This window comes from Serratia sp. SA088, assembly GCF_049065515.1.
Taxonomy (GTDB): Bacteria; Pseudomonadota; Gammaproteobacteria; order Enterobacterales; family Enterobacteriaceae; genus Serratia; species Serratia nematodiphila.
Genome location: NZ_JBAKGW010000004.1, coordinates 264,856 through 287,747, shown reverse-complemented (window position 1 = coordinate 287,747; position 22,892 = coordinate 264,856). Strand labels below are relative to the sequence as shown.

Genomic DNA, 22,892 nt, shown 5'->3' with positions numbered 1-22,892 from the left:
GGCTCGGCATCTTTTGGGCGGTATCGCTGCCATGATCATCCTGCGTCAGCTGGTGCTAGGCTATGGCGCCACGCCGCTTTTTCCACCGCTGAGCGGGCAGTTTACCGCCGGCTCGTTAACCGCGGTGGTGGGCGTCAATGGGGCCGGAAAATCGACATTGCTGAAAACGCTCGCCGGTTTGTTGCCGCCGATGGGCGGCAGCCTGAATTTCAGCGGCGGAAAGCCGCCGCGCAGAGCTTACTTACCGCAGCAGGCGGAGCTGGATCGGCAGTTCCCGATCGCGGTAAGCGATCTGGTGGCGATGGGATGTTGGCCGCAAAGCGGCATGTTCGGCGGTATGAACAAGCATGCGGCGAGCCAGGTTAATGAGGCGCTGGCGAGCGTCGGCATGAGTGCGCTGGCGCACAGCCCGGTGGGCGAGCTCTCCGGCGGCCAGCTGCAGCGGGTGTTGTTTGCGCGCCTGCTGGTCCAACAGGCGCCGCTGATCCTGCTGGATGAACCTTTTACCGGCATCGACAGCGCCACCACGCAAATTTTGCTGCAGGTGATTGCGCAGCTGCACCGGCAGGGGAGAACGGTGATCGCCGTGCTGCACGATATGTCGATGGTTGCCGAGCATTTTCCGCAGGCGCTGTTGCTGACGCCGCAGGCTTGCCACTGGGGCGCGGCCGAGCGGGTGCTGGAGCAGGTGCCGAGGTATCACGCCGCCGAACGGCAGCCGGATCTGCGGGCGGTGGCGCCATGATGCTGTGGCATGCGCTTATCGATCCTTTCCTCTCTTTCGGTTTTATGCGCCGCGCGCTCATGGCGTGCCTGGCGTTGTCGCTCAGTGCCGCCCCGCTGGGCGTGTTTCTGCTGCTGCGCCGCATGAGCCTGGTAGGGGATGCCTTGTCACACGCGGTGTTGCCGGGCGCGGCGATCGGCTATCTGATCTCCGGTATGTCGCTGGTGGCGATGGGCGTGGGTGGCTTTATTGCCGGGCTGGCGGTAGCGATGCTATCCGGCCTGGTGAGCCGCCGCACGCCGCTGAAAGAGGACGCCAGCTTCGCCGGATTCTATCTGGGCTCACTGGCGTTGGGGGTCACGCTGGTCTCGCTGCGCGGTTCCAGCGTGGATCTGCTGCACGTGTTGTTCGGTTCGATCCTGGCGGTGGATGCGCAGGCGATGCTGATGGTCGGTGCGATCGCCTCGGTTTCGCTGCTGGCGCTGGCGGCGCTGTACCGCGCGCTGGTTATCGAATCCTTCGATGTCACTTTCCTGCGCGTTAACGCGCCGCGCCGGTTGGCGCTGATCCACGGCCTGTTTTTGGCGCTGGTGGTGGTCAATCTGGTGGCGGGATTCCAGATCCTCGGCACCCTGATGTCGGTTGGGCTGATGATGCTGCCCGCCGCCAGCGCGCGCTTCTGGGCGCGCAATCTGCCGCAGACGCTGGCGACGGCGATGGGCATCGGCGCGCTTTCCAGTCTGATTGGGCTGGTGTGGTCCTATCACGCTTCGCTTCCCGCCGGCCCGGCGATCGTGCTCAGCGCCAGCATCCTCTTTTTTGTCTCGATCCTGTTTGGAACGCGCGGAGGCATTTACGCCTTTGCGCGCCGTTGAGAAGTGCCATTTGCAAGGAGAAAATATGAAACGTTTACCTATATCGCTGGCGGTAGCTGCTCTGCTGGCCAGCCCATTGGCGATGGCGAAGACCGTCGACGCCGTCGCCAGCTTTTCCATTCTCGGAGATATCGTCAAGCAGGTGGGCGGCGATCACGTCAAGGTCAGCACGCTGGTGGGGCCGGATGGCGATCCGCACAGTTTCGAGCCTTCACCGCAGGACGGCAAGAAGCTGGCTCAGGCTGATGTGGTATTCGTCAGCGGCCTGGGGCTGGAAGGGTGGATCGATCGCCTGGTCAATGCTTCGGGTTATAAAGGGCAGGTGATCATCGCTTCACAGGGCATCAACACCCGCCAGATGGAAGAGGATGGCAAACCGATTACCGATCCTCACGCCTGGAACAGCATGAAAAACGGCGTGCAGTACGCCACCAACGTGATGAACGCCCTGATCGCCGCCGATCCTGAAGATGCCAACTATTTTCGCCAGCGTGGCGCCGACTACATTCAGCAGCTGCAAAAGCTGGATCTGTGGGCCAAAACCCAGTTCGCCGCAGTGCCACCGCAGAAACGTAAGGTGCTGACCAGCCATGATGCTTTTGGCTACTTTGGACAAGAGTATGGCGTCACCTTCCTTGCCCCGGTCGGATTTTCCACCGAAGCGGAAGCCAGCGCCAGCGACGTGGCGAGCCTGATTAAGCAGATTAAACAGGAGAAGGTTAACGCTTACTTTATCGAAAACCAGACCGATCCGCGGCTGGTGAAGCAGATTGCCGCCGCCACCGGCGCCAAGGCGGGCGGCGAGCTGTACCCTGAAGCGCTCTCCCGCGCCGGTGGTCCGGCGGCCACCTATGAGCAGGCGTTCAAACACAATGTCGACACGTTGCTGAGCAGCATGAAGTAATCTCTGCCCCCCGCCCGCGGGTGGGGGACAGCTTGCAGGCACTTTCTCGCCATAAAAAAAGCCCCGTTGAGCAGCAACGGGGCTTTGCGACAGATGACACTTGGGAGTTAACGCTTTTTCTTACGTCCCTGTACCGCTTTGAAACGCGGATTGCTTTTACAGATCACATAGATGCGGCCACGACGACGCACGACTTTGCAATCCGGATGGCGATTTTTCGCCGAACGCAATGAACTCAATACCTGCATGGGGTTTCCTTGTTACTTATTGCCGATAAAGCGGCCAAAGCGCTGCTGGAAGCGCGCCGTGCTGCCTTCTTTGGAATAGTCTTTCTGCTTACCGGTGTAATACGGATGCGAAGCGGAAGAGACGTCGAGGGTGACATACGGCCAGCTTTCGCCGTCCAGTTCGATAGTGCGATCGGTTTTGATGGTCGATCCCACTTTGAAGTAGGCATTGGCGCTGACGTCGTGGAACACCACGGTGCGGTAATCGGGATGGATGCCGGGTTTCATAATGGCTCTCTCGTGTGATGTTATACTATAACAATAATTATGCGCCGACCTGGCATCATGATCAAGCGTAAATTGCACTCACGAGCGAATTAATGAGAACGGTTTGCATTAAGCAACTGAAGCAAAAGAAAAAGGCCGCATGCGCGGCCTTTTCGATTATCGGGTGGAGCTCACATCACTGAGCGATCAGTGGTGCTCTACCGGGTGGCTGTGTTCCAGGTCTTCGTTCTTCTTGCTGAAGCGGCGGCGAACCACCACGAAGAACACCGGTACGAAGAAGATCGCCAATACGGTCGCGGTGATCATCCCGCCCATTACGCCGGTACCTACCGCGTTCTGTGCGCCGGAGCCTGCGCCGCTGCTGATAACCAGCGGCAGAACCCCGAGGATGAAGGCCAGGGACGTCATCAGGATTGGACGCAGACGCATACGCACTGCTTCCAATGTCGCCTCGACCAGGCCTTTGCCTTCTTTTTCCATCAGGTCTTTGGCGAATTCCACGATCAGGATGGCGTTCTTCGCCGATAGACCAATGGTGGTCAGCAACCCTACCTGGAAGTACACGTCGTTGTTCATGCCGCGCATCGTCGCGGCCAACAACGCACCGATAACCCCCAGCGGCAATACCAGCATGACCGAGAACGGCACGGACCAGCTTTCATACAGCGCCGCCAGACACAGGAACACCACCAGAATCGAGATGGCGTACAGCGCCGGCGCCTGGTTGCCCGACAGACGTTCCTGATAGGACATGCCGGTCCAGTCGTAACCGATGCCGCTTGGCAGTTTGGACGCCAGTTGCTCCATCAGGTTCATCGCTTCACCGGTACTCTTGCCCGGTGCGGCCTGGCCCAGAATTTCCATCGACGGCAAGCCGTTATAGCGTTCCAGACGCGGTGAGCCGTATTCCCATTTCGCCGAAGAGAAGGCGGAGAATGGCACCATCTGGCCGCTGGTACCGCGCACGTACCACTTGTTGATGTCTTCCGGCAGCATGCGGAACGGCGCTTCGGCCTGTACGTACACCTTCTTCACACGACCGCGGTCGATGAAGTCGTTGACGTACGAGCCACCCAGCGCGGTGCTCAGCGTGCTGTTAATGGTGGTGATGCTGACGCCCAACGCCTTGGCTTTCTCCTGATCGACGATCAGTTTGAACTGCGGCGTATCTTCCAGGCCGTTCGGGCGCACGCCCACCAGCACATCCGGATGCTGAGCAACCATGCCCAACAGCTGGTTACGCGCTTCGGTCAGTTTTTCGTGCCCCAGGCCGCCCTGGTCAATCAGCTCGAAGTCGAAGCCGGTTGCGGTACCGAGTTCGATAATCGCCGGCAGGTTGAACGGGAACACCAGGCCTTCTTTAATCTGCGAGAAGGCGCCCATGGCGCGACCGGCGATCGCTTCTACCTTGTTCCCGGCCCCCGGACGCTCGCCCCAGTCTTTCAGGCTGACGAATGCCAGGCCGTTGTTCTGGCCGTTACCGTTGAAGCCGAAGCCCGCGACGGTAAACACCGAAACCACGTTGTCCTTTTCCTTGTTCAGGAAGTAGTCAGAGACTTCTTCCAGCACTTTGTTGGTGCGGGACTCGGTGGCGCCGGCAGGCAACTGCACCATGGTCAACAGGATGCCCTGATCTTCGTCCGGCAGGAACGAGGAAGGCAGGCGCAGGAACAGCAGGCCCATGCCAACCACGATCAGCAGGTAGATGATCAGATAGCGGCCGGTGCTGCGCAGGATGTTGCCCACGCTGTCGGTATAGTGATGCGTGCTTTTCTCGAACATGCGGTTAAACCAGCCGAAGAAGCCTGTTTTAACCCCGTGATCGCCTTTCGGGATCGGTTTGAGCATGGTGGCGCACAGCGCCGGCGTCAGGATCAAGGCCACCAGCACCGACAGCGCCATCGCGGACACGATGGTGATCGAGAACTGGCGATAGATGGCGCCGGTTGAGCCGCCAAAGAACGCCATCGGCACGAATACCGCTGACAGCACCATGGCGATGCCCACCAGCGCGCCCTGGATCTGGCCCATCGATTTACGGGTGGCTTCTTTCGGCGGCAGCCCCTCTTCGGACATAACGCGCTCGACGTTTTCCACCACCACGATGGCGTCATCTACCAGCAGGCCGATCGCCAACACCATGCCGAACATCGTCAGGGTGTTTATCGAGAAGCCGAACGCCGCGAGTATCGCAAAGGTCCCCAACAGTACTACCGGCACCGCGATGGTTGGGATCAGCGTCGCGCGGAAGTTCTGCAGGAACAGATACATCACCAGGAACACCAGGATGATGGCTTCGATCAGCGTTTTCACCACTTCGTTGATGGAGATTTTAACGAACGGGGTGGTGTCGTACGGATAAACCACTTTCATCCCTTGCGGGAAGAATGGCGCCATCTTGGCCAGCTCGTCTTTCACACCTTTGGCGGTGTTCAAGGCGTTGGCGCCGGTTGCCAGTTTGATACCCAGGCCGGCGGCAGGCTTGCCGTTATAACGTGCGGTAACGGCATAGCTTTCCGCGCCGCGCTCGATGTGAGCGACGTCGCGCAGGCGCACCTGGGAACCGTCGGTATTCACCTTCAGCAGGATCTTGCCGAACTCTTCCGGCGAAGTCAGACGGGTCTGCGCGATGATCGAGGCGTTCAACTGCTGCCCCGGCACCGGCGGCAGGCCGCCCAGCTGGCCAGCGGCGATCTGGTTGTTCTGCTCGGTGATGGCGGAGGTCACGTCCGTGGTCGTCAGCTGGTAGTTGTTCAGCTTGTTCGGATCCAGCCAGATACGCATCGCGTACTGGGCACCGAACAGCTGCACTTCACCCACGCCGGACGAACGGCTGATCGGATCCTTGATGTTGGACGCCACGTAGTCCGCAATATCGTCCTGCGTCATGTTCGGATCGTCGGAAACGAAGCCGGCCACCATCAGGAAGCTGCTGCTGGATTTTTCTACTTTCAGGCCCTGTTGCTGAACTTCTTGCGGCAGCAGCGGGGTGGCCAACGACAGTTTGTTCTGAACCTGAACCTGCGCGATGTCAGGATCGGTGCCGGATTCAAACGTCAGGGTAATGGTGACGCTACCAGAGGAATCACTGGTGGAGGACATGTACATCAGGTTATCGATACCGTTCATGTTCTGTTCGATAATCTGTGTGACGGTATCCTGCACCGTTTTGGCATCTGCGCCCGGGTAGTTGGCGGAAATACTCACCGCCGGCGGTGCAATAGTGGGATACTGCGCGATGGGCAGTTTCATTATTGCAAGCACCCCCGCCAACATGACGATGATGGCGATTACCCAGGCGAAAATTGGGCGGTCTATAAAGAACTTAGCCATGTATTACAGGCTCCTTTTTATGACTTCTGCGCTTCAGACTGCGGCTGTTTTTGCGCCTGAGTGTCAACTTCCTGCACTTTTACCTGCGCGCCCGGATGCACTTTCATCAGGCCGGAGACGATCACGCGATCGCCGGCTTTCAGGCCATCGGTAACCAGCCATTTGTCGCCAATCGCCTGGTCCGCCTTCAGCGTGCGCAGCTCAACTTTGTTGTCTGCCCCTACCACCAACGCCGTCGCGTCGCCGCGCGGGTTGCGGGTGACGCCCTGTTGAGGCACCAGCAACGCATCGCTGCGTACGCCTTCGTCCAGACGGGCGCGCACGAACATGCCAGGCAACAGCGTATCGTTCGGGTTAGGGAACAGGGCGCGAATGGTAATGGAGCCGGTGGTCTCATCGACGGTGACGTCAGAGAACTCCAGCGTGCCTTCCTGCGCATATTCGGTGCCGTTTTCCAGCATCAGTTTCACCTTGGCCTTGCCGTTTTCCTGCTTCAGCGCGCCGCTGGCCAGTTCTTGCTTCAGGCGCAGGAAGTCGGTGCTCGACTGGGTGACGTCGACATACATCGGATCCAACTGCTGCACGGTGGACAGGGCGGTCGCCTGGCCGTTGCTGACCAGCGCGCCTTCGGTCACGGCGGATTTGCCGATGCGGCCGGAGATCGGGGAGGTCACTTTGGTGTACGCCAGATTAATGCGCGCGGTTTCGACGGCGGCCTTGGCGGCCACCACGGCGGCATCCGCTTGCTGCAGTGTGGAGACGGCGTTGTCGTAGTCCTGCTTACTGATATAGCTGGTACCCAGCAATGGCTTGTAGCGGTTTACCGTCACGCGTGCGATGGAAGCGCTGGCCTGTGCTTTGGCCAAATCGCCTTTCGCGCTGTCGTAGCTGGCTTGATAGGTTGCGGGATCGATTTGGTACAGAGACGTCCCGGCCTTGATATCGCTGCCTTCGACGAAGTTGCGCTTCAGGATGATGCCACTGACCTGAGGGCGAACTTCGGCGATACGATACGCAGCGGTGCGGCCAGGAAGATCGGTAGTGATGTTGAGAGGCTCGGCCTTCAAGGTGACTACGCCCACTTCAGGTGCCTGTTGTTGGGCACCTTGCTGTTGGGTTTCTTTATCGTTACATCCTGTTAGCACTAAGCTGCCTGAAAGCATCAGAACGGCCGCCAGAGGCGTTAACCCTCTGTTTTTGTTCATAGAAAAACCTCAAGTGTCCGATTTCAAAATGATCAATGGATCACAAGCTTTAAAACCCATTGCTGCGTTAATTATATGTGCGTGCTATGGTACATACATTCGCGAATGTATGTAAATCACACTCCCCCTAAATAACAATGCCATGGCACGAAAAACCAAACAGCAGGCGCAAGAAACCCGACAGCAAATCCTCGATGCTGCGGTGAGAGAGTTCTCTGAACGTGGCGTTGCTGCAACGTCACTGACAGATATTGCCACCGCTGCTGGGGTTACGCGTGGAGCCATTTACTGGCACTTCAAGAATAAGGTAGACCTGTTTAATGAAGTTTGGGAATCTACCGAGCCGAAAATTGACCAGCTCGAAACAGAGTATCAGGCAAAGTTTCCCGATAATCCACTGCGGGTTATCCGGGAAATTCTGATTTACGTTCTGACGTCTACGGTTGAAGACGGCCGCAGGCGGGCGTTGATGGAAATTATATTCCACAAATGCGAGTTTGTCGGTGAAATGATGCCGCTGCTGGATTCGCGCAAGGTGCTGTACCTCGCCGGTTACGAACGCATCGAAGCGGTGCTGTACAACTGCATTCACCACGGGCAATTGCCGGCCGATCTGCACACTCGTCGCGCGGCGATCATCCTGCGCGGTTATATCACCGGCCTGCTGGAAAACTGGCTGTTTATGCCGGAAAGTTTCGATTTGCGGGCCGAAGCCGAAGCGCTGGTGGATGCGTTTTTGGAGATGCTGCAGTTTTGCCCCACCTTGCGCCTCAGATCCGATATGCCGACGGCAGCACCGTCCAACGCCGGCTCCCTGCCTTTATAAGGAGAGATTTCATGTCATCAGTCGTTCTCATCGCCAATGGCGCCGCCTATGGCCACGAATCCTTGTTCAATGCGCTGCGGTTGGCCATCGCCATGAAAGAGCAGCAGAGCAGTCTCGATCTGCGGCTGTTTCTGATGTCCGATGCGGTGGTGGCCGGGTTGGCCGGGCAGCAGCCGCACGAGGGGTACCACCTGCAGCAGATGCTGGAAATCCTCACCGCGCAGCAGGTGCCGGTCAAGCTGTGCAAGACCTGCGCCGACGCGCGCGGCGTCAGCCGCTTGCCGCTGGCGGACGGCGTGGCGATCGGCACGCTGGTCGAGCTGGCGCAGTGGACGCTGGCGGCGGAGAAAGTGCTGACTTTCTGATTTCGCGACAATGGGACATCACCGGCAACGCTTTTGTTGTTCGTTGCCTGCCGGCTGTCGTGATAATCTTCAGGCTTCTTAACCGATTCCGAAGCTAAATCATGCATCGCTGGTTGACTCTGCCCTCTCTGGCGCCGCGCTCGTTTGTCGGCGCATGCCGGCGGCGCATCGCCGCCGCGACACTTCTTTTCCTGATTTGCGCGCTGAGCTTGCCGACACAGGCGGCGCTGAACGGCGATCTGCCGCAGCGCAGCGAAGTGCAAAGCCAGCTGGAAACGCTGAGCAAGCAAAAAGCCCTGACGCCGGTCGAAAAGCTGTCCCAACAGGATTTGACCCGCACGCTGGAGCTGCTGGACGCCCTCGAGCGCAACCGGCAAGACGCCGCACAGCTTAAACAGCAGGTGCAGCAGGCGCCGGCGAAGCTCAGTCAGGTCACTGCCGAACTGGATGCGCTGAAGCAGCCGGTAGACAATGCGGCGGCGCGCGCTGCGCTGTTGCCGCTGTCGCTGCGCCAGTTGGAAAGCCGGCTGTATCAAACGCTCGACGAGCTGCAAAGCGCGCAGGAGAGCCTCTCCACCTACAACAGCCAACTGGTGTCGCTGCAAACCCAGCCCGAGCGGGTACAAAGCACCATGTACGCCGCCTCGCAGCGCCTGCAGGAGATCCGCAGCCAGCTCAGCGGCCAGACGCCGGGGCAAGATTCGCTGCGCAACAGTCAACAGGTGATGCTGAGCACCGAGCAGGCGCTGCTCAATGCGCAGCTGGAGCTGCAGCGCAAGAGCCTGGAAGCCAATACCACGCTGCAGGATCTGCTGCAAAAGCAGCGCGACTACACCACCGCGCATATCGACGCGCTGGATAGGTCAGTGCAGTTGCTGCAGGAGATCGTCAACAGCAAGCGGTTGACGCTGTCTGAAAAGACCGCCAAAGAGGCGCAAAACCCGGAAGACGCCACCGATATCCAGCACGATCAGCTGGTCAGCAAGCAGCTGGACGTCAACCGCCAGCTGAGCCAGCGGCTGATCGCCGCCACCGAAGAGAGCAACACCCTGTTCCAGCAGAATATTCGGGTCAAAAACTGGCTCGATCGCGGGCTGCAGGCGGAGCGTAACCTGAAAGAGCAGATCCAGGTGCTGAAGGGCAGCCTGGTGCTGTCGCGCATCCTGTATCAGCAGCAGCAGAGCCTGCCGCAGGGCACGCTGTTGGCGGATATGGACACGCGCATCGCCGATTTGCGGCTGGAGCAGTTCGATATCAATCAGCAACGCGACGATCTGTTCAAGGGGGAGGATTACATCAACCAGCTGGTGGCCGAAAGCAAGGAAAAGGCCGGCCCGGAAGTGATCGACGCGTTGAACGAGATCGTCGACATGCGCCGCGAGCTGTTGGATCAGCTGAACAAACAGCTCAGCAACCAGCTGTCGCTGTCGATCAACCTGCAGATCAATCAGCAGCAGCTCACCAGCGTCTACGGTTCGTTGCAGGATACGCTGACCCAGCAGATCTTCTGGGTCAACAGCAACAAGCCGGTCGATCTGGCGTGGCTGAAGGCGATGCCGGAGGCGGTGCGCGATCAGCTTGCCGGGCTAGATATCAAATTCGACGGCGGCAAGCTATTGCAGGGCGGGTTGAATGCGCTGGTGTTCCTGATCCCGATGCTGTTGGCGATCGGGGTATTGCGCTGGCGCTACCGGCTGATCGACGGCCATTTGCAAAAGCTGGCCAGCGATGTGGGGCAACTGAAGCGCGACGGCCAACTGCATACGCCGAAGGCTATCGCGCTGACCTTGCTGAAGGTATTGCCCGGCGCCGCGCTGCTGCTCGGCGTCGGTTTCTGGATGTATCGCGCCGATTTCGGCATCAGCGACTTTATCTGGGCATTGTCGCAGCAGCTGGCGCTGTCGTGGCTGGTATTCGGCTTCAGCTATCGGATGCTGAAACCGGGCGGCATTGCCGAGCGGCATTTCAACTTCGGCGCCAATCTGTGCGCGCATTACCGCCGGCAGACGCTGCGGCTGGGATTGGCGCTGCAGCCGCTGATCTTCTGGTCGGTATTGGGCGAAAAAGCGCCGCTGCGCCTGGTGGAAGACGTTATTGGCCAGATCGTGGTGATGCTGACGCTGGCGCTGCTCGCGGTGCTGGTGTTCCCGCTGTGCCGCGACAGCTGGCGCGAAAAGGGCTCGCACGCCGTGCGGCTGATGGTGGTTACTGCCATAGCCGCCACGCCGCTGATCCTGCTGGGGCTGATGTTCGCCGGTTACTTCTATACCACGCTGCGACTGGCCAGCCGCTGGATAGACAGCCTGTATCTGTTTTTCCTGTGGAATATCGTGTACCTGACCGCGCTGCGTGGCCTGAGCGTGGCGGCGCGGCGTCTGGCCTACCGGCGCGCGTTGGCGCGGCGGCAAAACGTGGCGAAAGAAGGAGCCGAAGGCGGTGAACCGGTGGTGGAAGAGCCGCCGCTGGCGCTCGATCAGATCAACCAGCAGTCGCTGCGCCTGACCACCCTGGTGCTGTTCGCCATCTTCGCCAGCGCCTTCTATGCCATTTGGTCGGATCTGGTGACGGTCATCGCTTATCTGGACAGCATCACGCTGTGGCATTACACCAGCACCGTGGCGGGCAGCAGCGTGGCGCAGGCGGTGACGCTGGGCAACATGATGGTGGCGATAGCCGCAGTGATCGTCGCCTACGTGCTCACCCGCAACTTGCCTGGTCTGCTGGAGGTGGTGGTGCTGTCGCGGCTGCAGCTGCGGCAGGGGGCGTCTTACGCCATCACCACCGTGCTCACTTACCTGATTACCGCCGTGGGCGCCGTGGTTGCGCTGGGATCGCTCGGCGTTTCCTGGGACAAACTGCAATGGCTGGCCGCCGGTCTGACGGTCGGGCTGGGCTTCGGGTTGCAGGAGATCTTCGCCAACTTCGTCTCCGGCCTGATCATTCTGTTCGAACGCCCGATCCGCATCGGCGATACCATCACCATCGGCACCTTCTCCGGTTCGGTCAGCAAGATCCGCATTCGCGCCACCACCATTACCGACTTCGATCGCAAAGAGGTGATCATTCCGAACAAGGCGTTCGTCACCGAGCGGCTGATCAACTGGTCGCTGTCCGACACCATCACTCGCGTGCTGATCAAGGTCGGCGTGGCCTACGGCTCCGATCTCGACAAGGTGAAAAAGGTGTTGCTGCAGGCGGCGCACGACAACCCGCGGGTGATGACCGATCCCGAACCGCAGGTGTTTTTCCTCAACTTCGGCGCCAGCACGCTGGATCACGAACTGCGGCTCTATGTGCGGGAACTGCGCGATCGCAGCTATACCGTGGACGAATTGAACCGCTCAATCGATCGCCTGTGCCGGGAAAACGGCATCGACATCGCCTTCAATCAGCTGGAGGTGTATCTGCATAACCAGCAGGGCAACGAAGTGCAGGAAGTGAAAAGAACGCTGTCACCGGACGACGGCGGCCAGACGGCGGGCTGATGAACGTTGAAAGACGAAAGGGACAGCGGCGCTGTCCCCGGTTACTGTCCGGCAGGCAGGTAGGGCGAGGTGACGCCGGCGCGCTGCAGCTTTTCCTGATAATCCCGTTTGACGATATCCAGCGCCGCCAGTGCGGTGACCGGATCGATCTCGTTGCATTCCAGCAGGTAAATCAAGTCTACCGCCAGCTGCAGTTCGGGTGAGGCGTTTTCCAGAGACATAGCACCTGCGCTTATTAATTAATGGGATGAATAACTCGCATACCGGCAGAGTATAGTGAACCCGGCGCGCAACCGGGAATAATCATTAAAATATTGTGATAAATCTTCAAAAACCGTTTTCTTTGCGCTCGATATTGCGCTCGATGCGCGCCAACGCCTGACGACAGCGCATCAGCCGCCCCTCCAGCGCCGCCAGCTCGTGCTGCAGTTTTTGCTGCGCCGCCAGCGTGGTTTGGCGGCCGAGCAGGCTTTCCCGATCCTGAATCATGGCGATCAGCCGGCGTTCGTAGTCCTGATGTTCGGCCAGCTTGTGGTACAGATCGGCCTCGGGGGCTTCTTTCGGCTGGTTCTTGCGCCGCAGCGCCTGGGTCGCCAGCTCGCGCTGCAGGGCGGCGATCTGAGCCACCAGTTTTTCGGCCAGAAAGGCCACCTGGCTGGTGCGGTTGTCGTTGGCGGCGCTTTGCAGCTGGGCGAAATTCTTCTCCACCTCGGCCAGGTAGTCGCGCAGCCGCGTGCCGCGATTGGCGAACAGGGCGGCGTCGAAGCGCGCCTGCGGGATCGGAACGTCGCCGCGCGGGGTCACTTCGGCCGCCAGCGCCGCGATCTGCTGTGCCAACACCTGTAATAGACGCTGAGTGCTCACATAAGCTCCCTCTTGATTTCAACAGGCGTAAGCTTGCCCGCGATGCTGCCGTGAAACAAGCGCCGCATGCATATTCCGCCGGCGCGGCGCCGATGCTACAGTAAGCCGCAACCGATTGAGGAGCGAAGAGCCGCATGACGCGTGGGTTATTGATCATTTTGGGCTGGCTGGCGGTGGTGCTGGCGACGTTGGGCGTGGTGCTGCCGCTGCTGCCGACCACGCCGTTCCTGCTGTTGGCCGCCTGGTGTTTCGCCCGCTCTTCGCCGCGCTTTCATCACTGGCTGCTGCACCGTTCCTGGTTCGGCCCTTACCTGCGCCACTGGCAGCAGCATCGCGCGCTGCCGCCGGGGGCGAAGTGGAAGGCGGTGCTGGTGATCGTGCTGACCTTCGCCTGTTCGCTGTGGCTGGTGAAAATCTGGTGGGTGCGCGGGCTGTTGCTGCTGATGCTGGCCATTTTGCTGACCTTTATGCTGCGTCTGCCGGTTATTGACCTGCCGCAACAAAAACAGCGCTGATTGTGCGCCGCTGGTTGCATTTGTCCGCCAGTTTGCATAGATTTGGGCGTTTTCGTGCGCGGATCGCCTGCCATTTCTTCTCCGGTGTGTTTCTCCCGGGGGCGGCGGGTGAGCGGCGCGCCGGTTTTCAGGCAGTTTTATCAGGCAACAATTATGACCGCTACTGCGCAGCAGCTTCAGTTTATTAAAGACAGTATCAAAACCATCCCGGATTATCCGAAGCCGGGCATCCTGTTCCGCGACGTGACCAGCCTGCTGGAAAACCCGTTGGCCTATGCCGCCAGCATCGAGCTGCTGGTTGAGCGCTATCGCGAAGCGGGCGTGACCAAGGTGGTGGGTACCGAAGCGCGTGGTTTCCTGTTCGGCGCGCCCGTCGCGCTGGCGCTGGGCGTCGGTTTCGTGCCGGTGCGCAAACCGGGCAAACTGCCGCGCGCCACGCTCAGCGAAAGCTATGAGCTGGAGTACGGCACCGACAAGCTGGAGATCCACACCGATGCCATCACCGCGGGTGACAAAGTGCTGGTGGTGGACGATCTGCTGGCGACCGGTGGCACCATCGAAGCGACCACCAAACTGATCCGCCGTCTGGGCGGTGAAGTGAACGACGCCGCGTTCATCATCAACCTGCCGGATCTGGGCGGGGAAGCGCGTCTGAACAAGCTGGGCATCGATTGCTACTGCCTGGTGGACTTCGCCGGCCATTGATGCGGCCTTGCCCCTTGGGCACAACGGCCTCGCGGATCGCCGCGGGGCTGTGTTAGCATGACCCTCCAGATTCCTCGACTTCTCCGGTATTAATGAGCTATCAGGTTCTCGCCCGTAAGTGGCGCCCTCAAACGTTCGCAGACGTGGTCGGCCAGGAACATGTCCTGACCGCGCTGGCCAACGGCCTCTCACTGGGGCGGATCCATCACGCCTATCTGTTCTCGGGCACGCGCGGCGTGGGAAAAACCACCATCGCCCGCTTGCTGGCCAAAGGCCTGAACTGTGAAACCGGCATCACCGCCACGCCATGTGGCCAATGCGACAACTGCCGCGAGATCGAGCAGGGGCGCTTTGTCGATCTGATCGAGATCGACGCCGCTTCCCGAACCAAGGTGGAAGATACCCGCGATCTGCTGGACAACGTCCAGTACGCGCCGGCGCGCGGCCGCTTCAAGGTCTACCTGATCGACGAAGTGCATATGCTCTCGCGCCACAGCTTCAACGCGTTGCTGAAGACGCTGGAAGAGCCGCCGCCGCACGTCAAATTCCTGTTGGCCACCACCGATCCGCAAAAGCTGCCGGTGACCATTCTCTCGCGCTGTCTGCAGTTCCACCTCAAAGCGCTGGACGTCGATCAGATCCGTCAGCAGCTGGAAACGGTGCTGACGGCGGAGCAGATCACCAGCGACGCCCGCGCGCTGCAGCTGCTGGCGCGCGCCGCCGATGGCAGCATGCGCGACGCGCTGAGCCTGACCGATCAGGCGATCGCCATGGGGCAGGGGCAGGTGACCGCCGCCACCGTCAGCCAGATGCTCGGCACGCTCGATGACGAGCAGCCGCTGGCGATCCTCGAAGCGCTGGTCAGCGCCGACGGCGAAAAGGTGATGGCGCAGGTCGCGCAGGCCGCTTCGCGCGGCGTGGACTGGGAAAACTTGCTGGTGGAGACGCTGGCGCTGCTGCATCGCATTGCGATGGTGCAGCTGTTGCCTTCGATGCTCGACAACCAATACGCCGCCGTGGAGCAACGGCTGCGCGAGCTGGCGCGCACCCTGCCGCCGGCCGATGTGCAACTTTATTACCAGACGCTGTTGGTGGGCCGCAAAGAGCTGGCCTATGCGCCGGATCGCCGCATGGGGGTTGAGATGACCCTGCTGCGCGCGCTGGCGTTTCACCCGAAAGCGGTGATCCCGGAGCCGGTGGCGTTGGTGCAGACCGCGCCGGCGCCGATGGCGCAGCCGCAGCAGGCCGCATCGCCACAGCCGCCGCAGTTTCAGGACGCGCCGCCGCCGCTAGGGCAGCCGGCCGCGCCGCAGCGACAATCATCGGCCCCTTTACCGGATGCCACCGCCCAGCTGTTGAAAGCGCGGTCCCAGCTGCAACGACAGCAGGGAGCATCCACACCAAAAAAGAATGAGCCGGCGGCGCCAGGAATAGCGCGGCCGGCAAACTCGGCGCTGGGGCGTTTGGCTTCGGTGACCGAGCGCAGCCAGCAGCGCCTGGCGGAGAAGAAGGTGCCGGAAAAACCGGCGAAACCGGAAGCCTATCGCTGGCGCGCGCAAACCGAGCCGGAAGCGGCGCCGGAACCGCTGGCGACGCCGAAAGCGCTGCGCACGGCGTTGGAACATGAGAAAACGCCGGAGCTGGCCGCCAAGCTGGTGGTGGAGTCGCTGGAGCGCGACGCCTGGGCGGCGGAAATCGATAAGCTGAAGATCCCGAAATTGGTGCAGCAGCTGGCGTTGAACGCCTTCAAGCAGCAGCCGGAGCCGGGCAAAATTAACCTCCATCTGCGGTCTTCGCAGCGCCATCTGAATTCGCCTTCGGCGCAGAAGACGCTGGCCGACGCGCTCGGTGAGCTGTACGGCGGCCCGATCGAGCTGACCGTGGTGGAGGACGATAATCCGGCGGAGCGCACCCCGCTGGAATGGCGACAAGCCATCTATGAGGAAAAGCTGGCGCAGGCGCGCCAGTCCATCGAAGCGGATACCAACATTCAGACGCTGCGCCGATTCTTCGACGCGGATCTGGATGAAGAGAGTATTCGCCCCCTTTAAACGCCGCGCGAGGTGCGCGGCCCTAGCGACGAGAGACGACTATGTTTGGTAAAGGCGGTCTGGGCAACCTGATGAAGCAAGCCCAGCAAATGCAAGAAAAAATGCAGCAGATGCAGGAAGAAGTCGCCAAATTGGAAGTGACCGGCGAATCCGGCGCGGGCCTGGTGAAAGTCACCATCAACGGCGCGCACAACTGCCGCCGCGTGGAGATCGATCCTAGCCTGATGGAAGACGACAAAGAGATGCTGGAAGATCTGATCGCCGCGGCGTTTAACGACGCCGCGCGCCGCATCGAAGAGACCCAGAAAGAGAAAATGGCTTCCGTCTCCAGCGGCATGCAGTTGCCGCCTGGCTTCAAGATGCCGTTCTGATGCAAACCAGCCCGCTCCTTGAATCCCTGATGGAGGCGCTGCGCTGTTTGCCGGGCGTCGGCCCGAAATCGGCGCAGCGCATGGCGTTTCAACTGCTGCAGCGCGATCGCAGCGGCGGCATGCGCCTGGCGCAGGCGTTGACGCGCGCGATGTCGGAGATTGGCCACTGCGCCGACTGCCGCACCTTCACCGAACAGGACGTCTGCACCATCTGCGCCAATCCGCGCCGCCAGCAAAACGGCCAGATTTGCGTGGTGGAAAGCCCGGCGGATATCCACGCCATCGAGCAGACCGGCCAGTTCGCCGGGCGCTACTTTGTGCTGATGGGGCATCTGTCGCCGCTGGACGGCATCGGGCCGGGCGATATCGGTCTGGATCGCCTGGAGCAACGGCTGGAAAAGGAAAGCATCACCGAAGTGATCCTCGCCACCAACCCGACGGTGGAAGGGGAGGCGACCGCCAACTACATCGCCGAGATGTGCGGCCAGTATGGCGTGCTCGCCAGCCGTATCGCCCACGGCGTGCCGGTGGGCGGCGAGCTGGAGATGGTCGATGGCACCACGCTGTCGCATTCGCTGGCCGGGCGCCACGCCATCAAGTTCTGATGTTTTCCCGGATGGGGCCGCCCGGCCCCATTGTTTTTTGCCAAAAAAATCCCACCGTCCGCTTGAAAAACAACACCCTGACCCTCATCTGATCCTCATTGTTCGATTTTGGTAGCCATTGTCTTTTGAGGTAATCAATGAGTATGAAAGGTCAAGAAACCCGCGGGTTCCAGTCTGAAGTAAAACAGCTGCTTCATTTGATGATCCATTCGCTGTACTCCAACAAAGAAATTTTCCTGCGCGAGCTGATTTCCAACGCCTCTGACGCCGCCGACAAGCTGCGCTTCCGCGCCCTGTCCGCGCCAGAGCTCTACGCCGGCGACGGCGAGCTGCGCGTACGTTTGTCCTTCGATAAAGAGCAGCGCACCCTGACCATCGCCGACAACGGCATCGGCATGCGCCGCGAAGAAGTGATTGAAAACCTCGGCACCATCGCCAAGTCAGGCACTAAAGCGTTCCTGGAATCCATCGGTTCCGATCAGGCGAAAGACAGCCAGCTGATCGGCCAGTTCGGCGTCGGTTTCTACTCGGCGTTCATCGTGGCGGACAAAGTGACCGTGCGCACCCGCGCCGCCGGCGCCGCCGATGACGAAGGCGTGTTCTGGGAGTCCGCCGGTGAAGGCGACTACACCATCGCCGACATCACCAAAGAGACCCGCGGCACCGAAATCACCCTGCATCTGCGCGAAGGCGAAGATGAGTACCTCGACGCCTGGCGCCTGCGTTCGGTGATCGGCAAATATTCCGATCACATCGCCTTGCCGGTGGAGATCGAAAGCAAAAACGAAGAAGACGACACCGTCACCTGGGAGAAGATCAACAAGGCGCAGGCCCTGTGGACCCGCAGTAAGGCTGACGTGACCGACGAAGAGTACAAAGAGTTCTACAAACACATCGCCCACGACTTCACCGATCCGCTGAGCTGGAGCCACAACAGGGTAGAGGGCAAGCAGGAATACACCAGCCTGCTGTACATCCCGGCGCAGGCGCCGTGGGACATGTGGAACCGCGATCACAAGCACGGTCTGAAGCTGTACGTGCAGCGCGTGTTCATCATGGACGACGCCGAGCAGTTCATGCCGAACTACCTGCGCTTCGTGCGCGGCCTGATCGATTCCAACGATCTGCCGCTGAACGTATCGCGCGAGATCCTGCAAGACAGCCGCGTGACGCAAAACCTGCGCGGCGCGCTGACCAAGCGCGTGTTGCAGATGCTGGATAAGCTGGCCAAAGACGACGCCGAAGGCTACCAGAAATTCTGGCAGCAGTTCGGTCTGGTGCTGAAAGAGGGCCCGGCGGAAGACAACGGCAACCAGGAAGCGATCGCCAAACTGCTGCGCTTCGCCTCTACCCACGGTGACAGCTCGGCGCAGACCGTATCGCTGGAAGAGTACGTCGGCCGCATGGCGGAAGGGCAGGAGAAGATTTACTACATCACCGCCGACAGCTACGCCGCGGCCAAGAGCAGCCCGCACCTGGAGCTGTTCCGCAAGAAAGGCATCGAAGTGCTGCTGCTGTCCGATCGCATCGACGAGTGGATGATGAGCTACCTGACCGAGTTCGACGGCAAGCCGTTCCAATCGGTCAGCAAGGCGGATGAAGCGCTGGATAAACTGGCGGATGAAACCGAAGAGCAGAAGGCCGCCGAGAAGCAACTGGAACCGTTCATCGAACGCGTGAAAACCCTGCTGGGCGATCGCGTGAAGGATGTGCGCCTGACGCACCGCCTGACCGATACGCCGGCGATCGTGGTGACCGACGCCGACGAAATGAGCACTCAGATGGCCAAGCTGTTCGCCGCCGCCGGTCAGCAGGCGCCGGAAGTGAAGTACATTTTCGAGCTTAATCCGGAACATGCTCTGGTCAAACGCGCATCCGACGTGGGCGATAACGAACATTTCGCCGAATGGATCGACCTGTTATTGGATCAGGCGCTGCTGGCTGAACGCGGCACGCTGGAGGATCCGAACCTGTTCATCCGTCGCATGAATAAGTTGCTGTCCGCCTAAATTTGAAGATATGCGCCCTTAACGGCACCGTTAGGGGCGCATTTTCGGTTTTTCCCCGCTTTTTCTCGTCTTTTGCTTGCCCACTTTTTTGCACATTCCGCAATCGATTTCCTTCGCGCGCCTTGAGCCTGCCCCCCCTGAAATGGTATCGTTGAGCGTTTTCGCAATTTTATAAAAACTACATAGCAAGGGGATTTACGCAATGCGTATCATTCTGCTGGGCGCTCCGGGCGCTGGTAAAGGTACTCAGGCTCAATTCATCATGGAGAAATACGGCATTCCGCAAATCTCCACCGGTGATATGTTGCGCGCAGCCGTGAAGGCCGGCAGTGAACTGGGCAAGCAGGCGAAAGAGATCATGGACGCCGGCAAGCTGGTGACCGATGAGCTGGTGATCGCGCTGGTCAAGGAGCGCATCGCTCAGGAAGATTGCCGCAAGGGCTTCCTGCTGGACGGTTTCCCACGCACCATTCCGCAGGCTGACGCGATGAAAGAAGCCGGCATCAACGTGGACTTCGTGCTGGAGTTCGACGTGCCGGACGAGCTGATCGTTGACCGCATCGTTGGTCGCCGCGTGCACGCGCCGTCCGGCCGCGTATACCACGTGAAATTCAATCCGCCGCAGGTGGAAGGCAAAGACGACGTGACCGGCGAAGAGCTGACCACGCGCAAGGACGATCAGGAAGAGACCGTGCGCAAGCGTTTGGTGGAATACCATCAGATGACCGCGCCGCTGATCTCTTACTACAGCAAAGAAGCGGCGGCGGGCAACACCCAATACCGCAAAATCGACGGCACCCGCAAGGTGGCCGAAGTGAGCGCAGAGCTGGCGACCATCCTCGGTTGATCGCAAGCGCATCGTGCATGACGCCGGGCCCGTGGCCCGGCGTTTTTTTTTGCCGTTTTCTCGTTAAATTGTGATCGCGGCGGCTTGTTGCAACCGTGCCCGTTAATCGCCCGCGCCAAATGGCATATAACAAGCCTGCGTTTTCACCCTCAGCAGGGAGCCGGGCATGCTCAGACAAACCACTCTTCTGGCGGAAGCCACCGCGCGCCAGATCGTCCAGCGGGCGATGGGCATCATCAGCCATTCCGTCAACGTGATGGACAGCAATGGCGTGATCATCGCCTCCGGCAATCCGCAGCGTCTGTTTCAGCGCCATGAGGGCGCGGTGCTGGCGTTGGCGGAGAATCGGGTGGTGGAGATCGATCGCGCCACCGCCGAGCATCTGAAAGGGGTGCGGCCTGGCATCAACCTGCCGTTCAGCTTTCGTAATCAGCGAGTGGGGGTGATCGGCATTTCCGGCGAGCCGGCCGAGGTGCGCGCCTACGCCGAGCTGGTCAAGATGGCGGCGGAGATGATGGTGGAGCAGGCGGCGCTGCTGGATCAGCACCAGTGGGAAAAACGCTACCGGGAAGAGCTGGCGAATCAGCTGCTGCAGCCACAGCCGAACACCGCGTCGCTGGAAGCGATGGCGGCGTATCTGGGGTTGGATCTGCGCCAGGCGCGCATCGTGTGGATCGTCGAACTGCAAGAGGCGCAGCCGCACCTGCTGCGCGAGCTGTTGGCGGAGCTGGAGGCCACCCAGCGCGACGCGTTGATCGCCATTACCGGCTTCAATGAAATGACCCTGCTGCGCCCGGCCTGCATGGCTCAGGGCGAATGGAGTTTGAAGCTGGAGCGCCAACAGGCGCAGCGTCTGCAAAACCAGCTCAAGCACCGCTTTCGGGTGCGGCTGATCGTCGGCGGTTTCTACGACGATCCGCAAAGCGCCTACCGCTCCAGCCTGACGGCGCGCGCCACCCAGGCGATGGCGCAACGCCTGAAATTGCGTCACGCCACGCTGTTCTACCACGACTATCCGCTGCCGTCGCTGCTGTGCGATCTGGGAGAGGATTGGCGCGCGCAAGAGCTGGGGCGTCCCTGGCGAACGCTGGGCGAACAGGACGAAAAAGGCGTGCTGCGCAGCACGCTGCGCCACTATTTTTCGCAGAATTGTGATCAGACGCAGACCGCCGCGCAGCTGCATATTCACGTCAATACCCTGCGTTATCGCCTGCAGCGCATCGAAGCGATAACCGGCATGAAAATCAATCAATTAACCGATGCTCTGCGGTTGTATATCGGCATGCTGATGCACGACTGAATTGTGCCAACCCACAAATACCGCGCCGTTCCTTCGGCGATTTTTTGTTGTTTCCCCTCAGGCCAACACCGGGCGCGCGCGATATGTTGGCCTGCACATCAATCACGGAGAAAACAACAATGACAACCGTATCCACTCTGGGGGCGCTGGTGGCGTTAGCCGTCGCTATCGTCCTGATTCTACGCAAGGTGCCGCCGGCTTACGGCATGATTGCCGGCGCGCTGGCGGGCGGGCTGTGCGGCGGCGCCGATCTGGTGCAGACCGTGACGCTGATGATCGGTGGGGCGCAGGGCATCACCAACGCCGTGATGCGCATTCTGGCGGCGGGGGTGCTGGCCGGGGTGCTGATCGAATCCGGCGCGGCGCACACCATCGCCGAAACCATCGTGCGTAAGGTGGGCGAAACCCGCGCGCTGCTGGCGCTGGCGGTGGCTACACTGATCCTGACGGCGGTGGGGGTGTTTATCGACGTGGCGGTGATCACCGTCGCGCCGATCGCCCTGTCGATCGCCCAGAAGGCCGGTATTTCACGCGCGGCGATCTTGCTGGCGATGATCGGCGGCGGCAAGGCCGGCAACGTGATGTCGCCCAACCCGAACACCATCGCGGCGGCGGACAATTTCCACGTGCCGCTCACCTCGGTGATGATGGCCGGCATCGTGCCGGGGCTGTGCGGCCTGGTAGTGGCCTATCTGCTGGCGCGCCGCCTGAGCGATAAAGGCAGCAGGGTGATGGCCGAAGAGCTGACTCAGCATGCCGAAGGGGCGCGGCCTGGCTTCGCGGCGGCGATCAGCGCGCCGCTGGTGGCGATCCTGCTGCTGTCGCTGCGGCCGATCGCCGGGATCGCCGTCGATCCGCTGATCGCGTTGCCGGCCGGCGGTTTGGCGGGCGCGCTGTTGATGGGGCGTATTCGCCAGTGCAATCAGTTCATGGTCTCCGGCCTGTCGCGCATGGCGCCGGTGGCGATCATGCTGCTCGGCACCGGCACATTGGCGGGCATCATCGCCAACTCGGCGCTGAAGGATGTCCTGATTAACGGCTTAACGCACACCGGGCTGCCGGCCTGGTTGCTGGCGCCGCTGTCCGGCGCGCTGATGTCGATGGCGACCGCGTCGACCACCGCCGGCACCGCCGTGGCTTCCGGGGTATTCAGCTCCACGCTGCTGGAATTGGGGGTGAGCGGGCTGGCCGGCGCGGCGATGATCCACGCGGGCGCCACGGTGCTGGATCACCTGCCGCACGGCAGCTTCTTCCACGCCACCGGCGGCAGCGTCAATATGGCGGTGCACGAGCGGCTGAAGCTGCTGCCGTATGAGACGCTGGTGGGGTTCACCATCGCGGCAATCTCGGCGCTGATGTTTGGCGTATTTAACCTGGCGGGATAAGGAACAGT

General features: G+C 60.7%; 21 protein-coding genes and 1 other annotated feature. Of the genes, 15 read left to right on the top strand and 6 right to left on the bottom strand.

Going from position 1 to position 22,892, the window contains the following annotated elements; all coding sequences use genetic code 11:
* The first annotated feature begins 31 nt into the window (after positions 1–31).
* Genes ACOWVD_RS13015 through ACOWVD_RS13005 form a run of 3 tightly spaced genes read left to right on the top strand, consistent with a single transcriptional unit; the run spans position 32 to position 2,503 of the window.
* Complete coding sequence (locus tag ACOWVD_RS13015; protein WP_049242873.1) at positions 32–745, top strand: metal ABC transporter ATP-binding protein; 714 nt, start codon at positions 32–34, stop codon at positions 743–745.
* The gene (locus tag ACOWVD_RS13010; RefSeq protein ID WP_044031827.1) at positions 742–1,599 is read left to right on the top strand and encodes a metal ABC transporter permease; all 858 of its coding nucleotides are present in this window, start codon (positions 742–744) and stop codon (positions 1,597–1,599) included. The genes ACOWVD_RS13015 and ACOWVD_RS13010 overlap by 4 nt, the downstream gene beginning before the upstream one ends.
* Positions 1,600–1,624: 25 nt before the next feature.
* Positions 1,625–2,503, top strand: coding sequence for a metal ABC transporter substrate-binding protein (locus tag ACOWVD_RS13005; protein ID WP_049242786.1), 879 nt, complete (start codon positions 1,625–1,627; stop codon positions 2,501–2,503).
* Positions 2,504–2,610: 107 nt separating this feature from the next.
* Here ACOWVD_RS13005 and ykgO read toward each other — a convergent pair whose 3' ends face one another.
* From ykgO to sdeX, 4 genes are all read right to left on the bottom strand, one after another.
* Complete coding sequence (gene ykgO, locus ACOWVD_RS13000; protein WP_004940304.1) at positions 2,611–2,751, bottom strand: type B 50S ribosomal protein L36; 141 nt, start codon at positions 2,749–2,751, stop codon at positions 2,611–2,613.
* 12 nt (positions 2,752–2,763) lie between these two features.
* Entirely contained in the window at positions 2,764–3,018 is a 255-nt protein-coding gene (locus ACOWVD_RS12995; RefSeq protein WP_004940303.1) for a type B 50S ribosomal protein L31, read from the bottom strand.
* A 186-nt stretch (positions 3,019–3,204) separates the two neighbouring features.
* Positions 3,205–6,351, bottom strand: coding sequence for a multidrug efflux RND transporter permease subunit SdeY (sdeY, locus tag ACOWVD_RS12990; RefSeq protein WP_049242784.1), 3,147 nt, complete (start codon positions 6,349–6,351; stop codon positions 3,205–3,207).
* 17 nt (positions 6,352–6,368) lie between these two features.
* On the bottom strand, positions 6,369–7,556 hold the full coding sequence (gene sdeX, locus ACOWVD_RS12985) for a multidrug efflux RND transporter periplasmic adaptor subunit SdeX (protein WP_015376861.1): 1,188 nt from the start codon (positions 7,554–7,556) through the stop codon (positions 6,369–6,371).
* A gap of 142 nt (positions 7,557–7,698) precedes the next feature.
* On the opposite strand from sdeX, the gene acrR reads away from it, so the two are divergent.
* The 3 genes from acrR to mscK all read left to right on the top strand — a co-directional run bounded on the left by acrR (position 7,699) and on the right by mscK (position 12,232).
* On the top strand, positions 7,699–8,382 hold the full coding sequence (acrR, locus tag ACOWVD_RS12980) for a multidrug efflux transporter transcriptional repressor AcrR (protein ID WP_049188633.1): 684 nt from the start codon (positions 7,699–7,701) through the stop codon (positions 8,380–8,382).
* An 11-nt stretch (positions 8,383–8,393) separates the two neighbouring features.
* The gene (locus ACOWVD_RS12975; RefSeq protein WP_004940282.1) at positions 8,394–8,747 is read left to right on the top strand and encodes a DsrE/DsrF/TusD sulfur relay family protein; all 354 of its coding nucleotides are present in this window, start codon (positions 8,394–8,396) and stop codon (positions 8,745–8,747) included.
* Positions 8,748–8,848: 101 nt separating this feature from the next.
* Positions 8,849–12,232: a mechanosensitive channel MscK gene (mscK, locus tag ACOWVD_RS12970; protein WP_164095466.1), complete on the top strand. Its 3,384-nt coding sequence runs from the start codon at positions 8,849–8,851 to the stop codon at positions 12,230–12,232.
* Between the two features lie 41 nt (positions 12,233–12,273).
* Here mscK and rsmS read toward each other — a convergent pair whose 3' ends face one another.
* Positions 12,274–12,453 carry a pleiotropic regulatory protein RsmS gene (rsmS, locus tag ACOWVD_RS12965; protein WP_004940278.1) on the bottom strand — a complete coding sequence of 60 codons (180 nt, stop codon included), beginning with the start codon at positions 12,451–12,453 and terminating at the stop codon, positions 12,274–12,276.
* Positions 12,454–12,559: 106 nt separating this feature from the next.
* Positions 12,560–13,096 (bottom strand): primosomal replication protein PriC, encoded by a 537-nt coding sequence (priC, locus tag ACOWVD_RS12960; RefSeq protein ID WP_004940276.1) that lies wholly within the window; start codon positions 13,094–13,096, stop codon positions 12,560–12,562.
* Between the two features lie 134 nt (positions 13,097–13,230).
* Between priC and ACOWVD_RS12955 the strand changes: the two genes are divergently transcribed.
* The 9 genes from ACOWVD_RS12955 to ACOWVD_RS12915 all read left to right on the top strand — a co-directional run bounded on the left by ACOWVD_RS12955 (position 13,231) and on the right by ACOWVD_RS12915 (position 22,884).
* Positions 13,231–13,611, top strand: a complete 381-nt coding sequence (locus ACOWVD_RS12955) for a DUF454 family protein (protein WP_004940275.1) — start codon at positions 13,231–13,233, stop codon at positions 13,609–13,611.
* 153 nt (positions 13,612–13,764) lie between these two features.
* A complete protein-coding gene (gene apt / locus ACOWVD_RS12950) occupies positions 13,765–14,316 on the top strand; it encodes an adenine phosphoribosyltransferase (protein WP_015376864.1) in 552 nt (183 codons plus the stop codon).
* Between the two features lie 92 nt (positions 14,317–14,408).
* Positions 14,409–16,367 (top strand): DNA polymerase III subunit gamma/tau, encoded by a 1,959-nt coding sequence (dnaX, locus tag ACOWVD_RS12945; RefSeq protein ID WP_164095467.1) that lies wholly within the window; start codon positions 14,409–14,411, stop codon positions 16,365–16,367.
* Positions 15,700–15,764, top strand: a sequence feature (DnaX frameshifting element). Its footprint overlaps the gene before it by 65 nt.
* A gap of 41 nt (positions 16,368–16,408) precedes the next feature.
* Complete coding sequence (locus tag ACOWVD_RS12940; RefSeq protein WP_004940264.1) at positions 16,409–16,738, top strand: YbaB/EbfC family nucleoid-associated protein; 330 nt, start codon at positions 16,409–16,411, stop codon at positions 16,736–16,738.
* Positions 16,738–17,343, top strand: a complete 606-nt coding sequence (gene recR / locus ACOWVD_RS12935; RefSeq protein WP_004940263.1) for a recombination mediator RecR — start codon at positions 16,738–16,740, stop codon at positions 17,341–17,343. Before ACOWVD_RS12940 ends, recR begins: the two co-directional genes overlap by 1 nt.
* A gap of 143 nt (positions 17,344–17,486) precedes the next feature.
* Complete coding sequence (gene htpG / locus ACOWVD_RS12930) at positions 17,487–19,352, top strand: molecular chaperone HtpG (protein ID WP_004940262.1); 1,866 nt, start codon at positions 17,487–17,489, stop codon at positions 19,350–19,352.
* Positions 19,353–19,554: 202 nt separating this feature from the next.
* A complete protein-coding gene (gene adk / locus ACOWVD_RS12925) occupies positions 19,555–20,199 on the top strand; it encodes an adenylate kinase (RefSeq protein ID WP_004940261.1) in 645 nt (214 codons plus the stop codon).
* 166 nt (positions 20,200–20,365) lie between these two features.
* Positions 20,366–21,499, top strand: coding sequence for a sugar diacid recognition domain-containing protein (locus ACOWVD_RS12920; protein WP_021504663.1), 1,134 nt, complete (start codon positions 20,366–20,368; stop codon positions 21,497–21,499).
* A gap of 119 nt (positions 21,500–21,618) precedes the next feature.
* Complete coding sequence (locus ACOWVD_RS12915) at positions 21,619–22,884, top strand: GntP family permease (protein WP_016928831.1); 1,266 nt, start codon at positions 21,619–21,621, stop codon at positions 22,882–22,884.
* Positions 22,885–22,892: the final 8 nt, after the last annotated feature.

Bases quoted from the DNA above. Each gene is read 5' to 3' on its own strand.
- apt (WP_015376864.1), top strand. From the start codon at position 13,765: ATGACCGCTACTGCGCAGCAGCTTCAGTTTATTAAAGACAGTATCAAA.
- ykgO (WP_004940304.1), bottom strand. From the start codon at position 2,751: ATGCAGGTATTGAGTTCATTGCGTTCGGCGAAAAATCGCCATCCGGAT.
- ACOWVD_RS12955 (WP_004940275.1), top strand. From the start codon at position 13,231: ATGACGCGTGGGTTATTGATCATTTTGGGCTGGCTGGCGGTGGTGCTG.
- sdeX (WP_015376861.1), bottom strand. From the start codon at position 7,556: ATGAACAAAAACAGAGGGTTAACGCCTCTGGCGGCCGTTCTGATGCTT.
- ACOWVD_RS13015 (WP_049242873.1), top strand. From the start codon at position 32: ATGATCATCCTGCGTCAGCTGGTGCTAGGCTATGGCGCCACGCCGCTT.
- ACOWVD_RS12975 (WP_004940282.1), top strand. From the start codon at position 8,394: ATGTCATCAGTCGTTCTCATCGCCAATGGCGCCGCCTATGGCCACGAA.
- ACOWVD_RS12920 (WP_021504663.1), top strand. From the start codon at position 20,366: ATGCTCAGACAAACCACTCTTCTGGCGGAAGCCACCGCGCGCCAGATC.
- ACOWVD_RS12940 (WP_004940264.1), top strand. From the start codon at position 16,409: ATGTTTGGTAAAGGCGGTCTGGGCAACCTGATGAAGCAAGCCCAGCAA.
- mscK (WP_164095466.1), top strand. From the start codon at position 8,849: ATGCATCGCTGGTTGACTCTGCCCTCTCTGGCGCCGCGCTCGTTTGTC.
- htpG (WP_004940262.1), top strand. From the start codon at position 17,487: ATGAAAGGTCAAGAAACCCGCGGGTTCCAGTCTGAAGTAAAACAGCTG.
- ACOWVD_RS13005 (WP_049242786.1), top strand. From the start codon at position 1,625: ATGAAACGTTTACCTATATCGCTGGCGGTAGCTGCTCTGCTGGCCAGC.
- adk (WP_004940261.1), top strand. From the start codon at position 19,555: ATGCGTATCATTCTGCTGGGCGCTCCGGGCGCTGGTAAAGGTACTCAG.
- sdeY (WP_049242784.1), bottom strand. From the start codon at position 6,351: ATGGCTAAGTTCTTTATAGACCGCCCAATTTTCGCCTGGGTAATCGCC.
- ACOWVD_RS12915 (WP_016928831.1), top strand. From the start codon at position 21,619: ATGACAACCGTATCCACTCTGGGGGCGCTGGTGGCGTTAGCCGTCGCT.
- recR (WP_004940263.1), top strand. From the start codon at position 16,738: ATGCAAACCAGCCCGCTCCTTGAATCCCTGATGGAGGCGCTGCGCTGT.
- ACOWVD_RS13010 (WP_044031827.1), top strand. From the start codon at position 742: ATGATGCTGTGGCATGCGCTTATCGATCCTTTCCTCTCTTTCGGTTTT.
- ACOWVD_RS12995 (WP_004940303.1), bottom strand. From the start codon at position 3,018: ATGAAACCCGGCATCCATCCCGATTACCGCACCGTGGTGTTCCACGAC.
- acrR (WP_049188633.1), top strand. From the start codon at position 7,699: ATGGCACGAAAAACCAAACAGCAGGCGCAAGAAACCCGACAGCAAATC.
- dnaX (WP_164095467.1), top strand. From the start codon at position 14,409: ATGAGCTATCAGGTTCTCGCCCGTAAGTGGCGCCCTCAAACGTTCGCA.
- rsmS (WP_004940278.1), bottom strand. From the start codon at position 12,453: ATGTCTCTGGAAAACGCCTCACCCGAACTGCAGCTGGCGGTAGACTTG.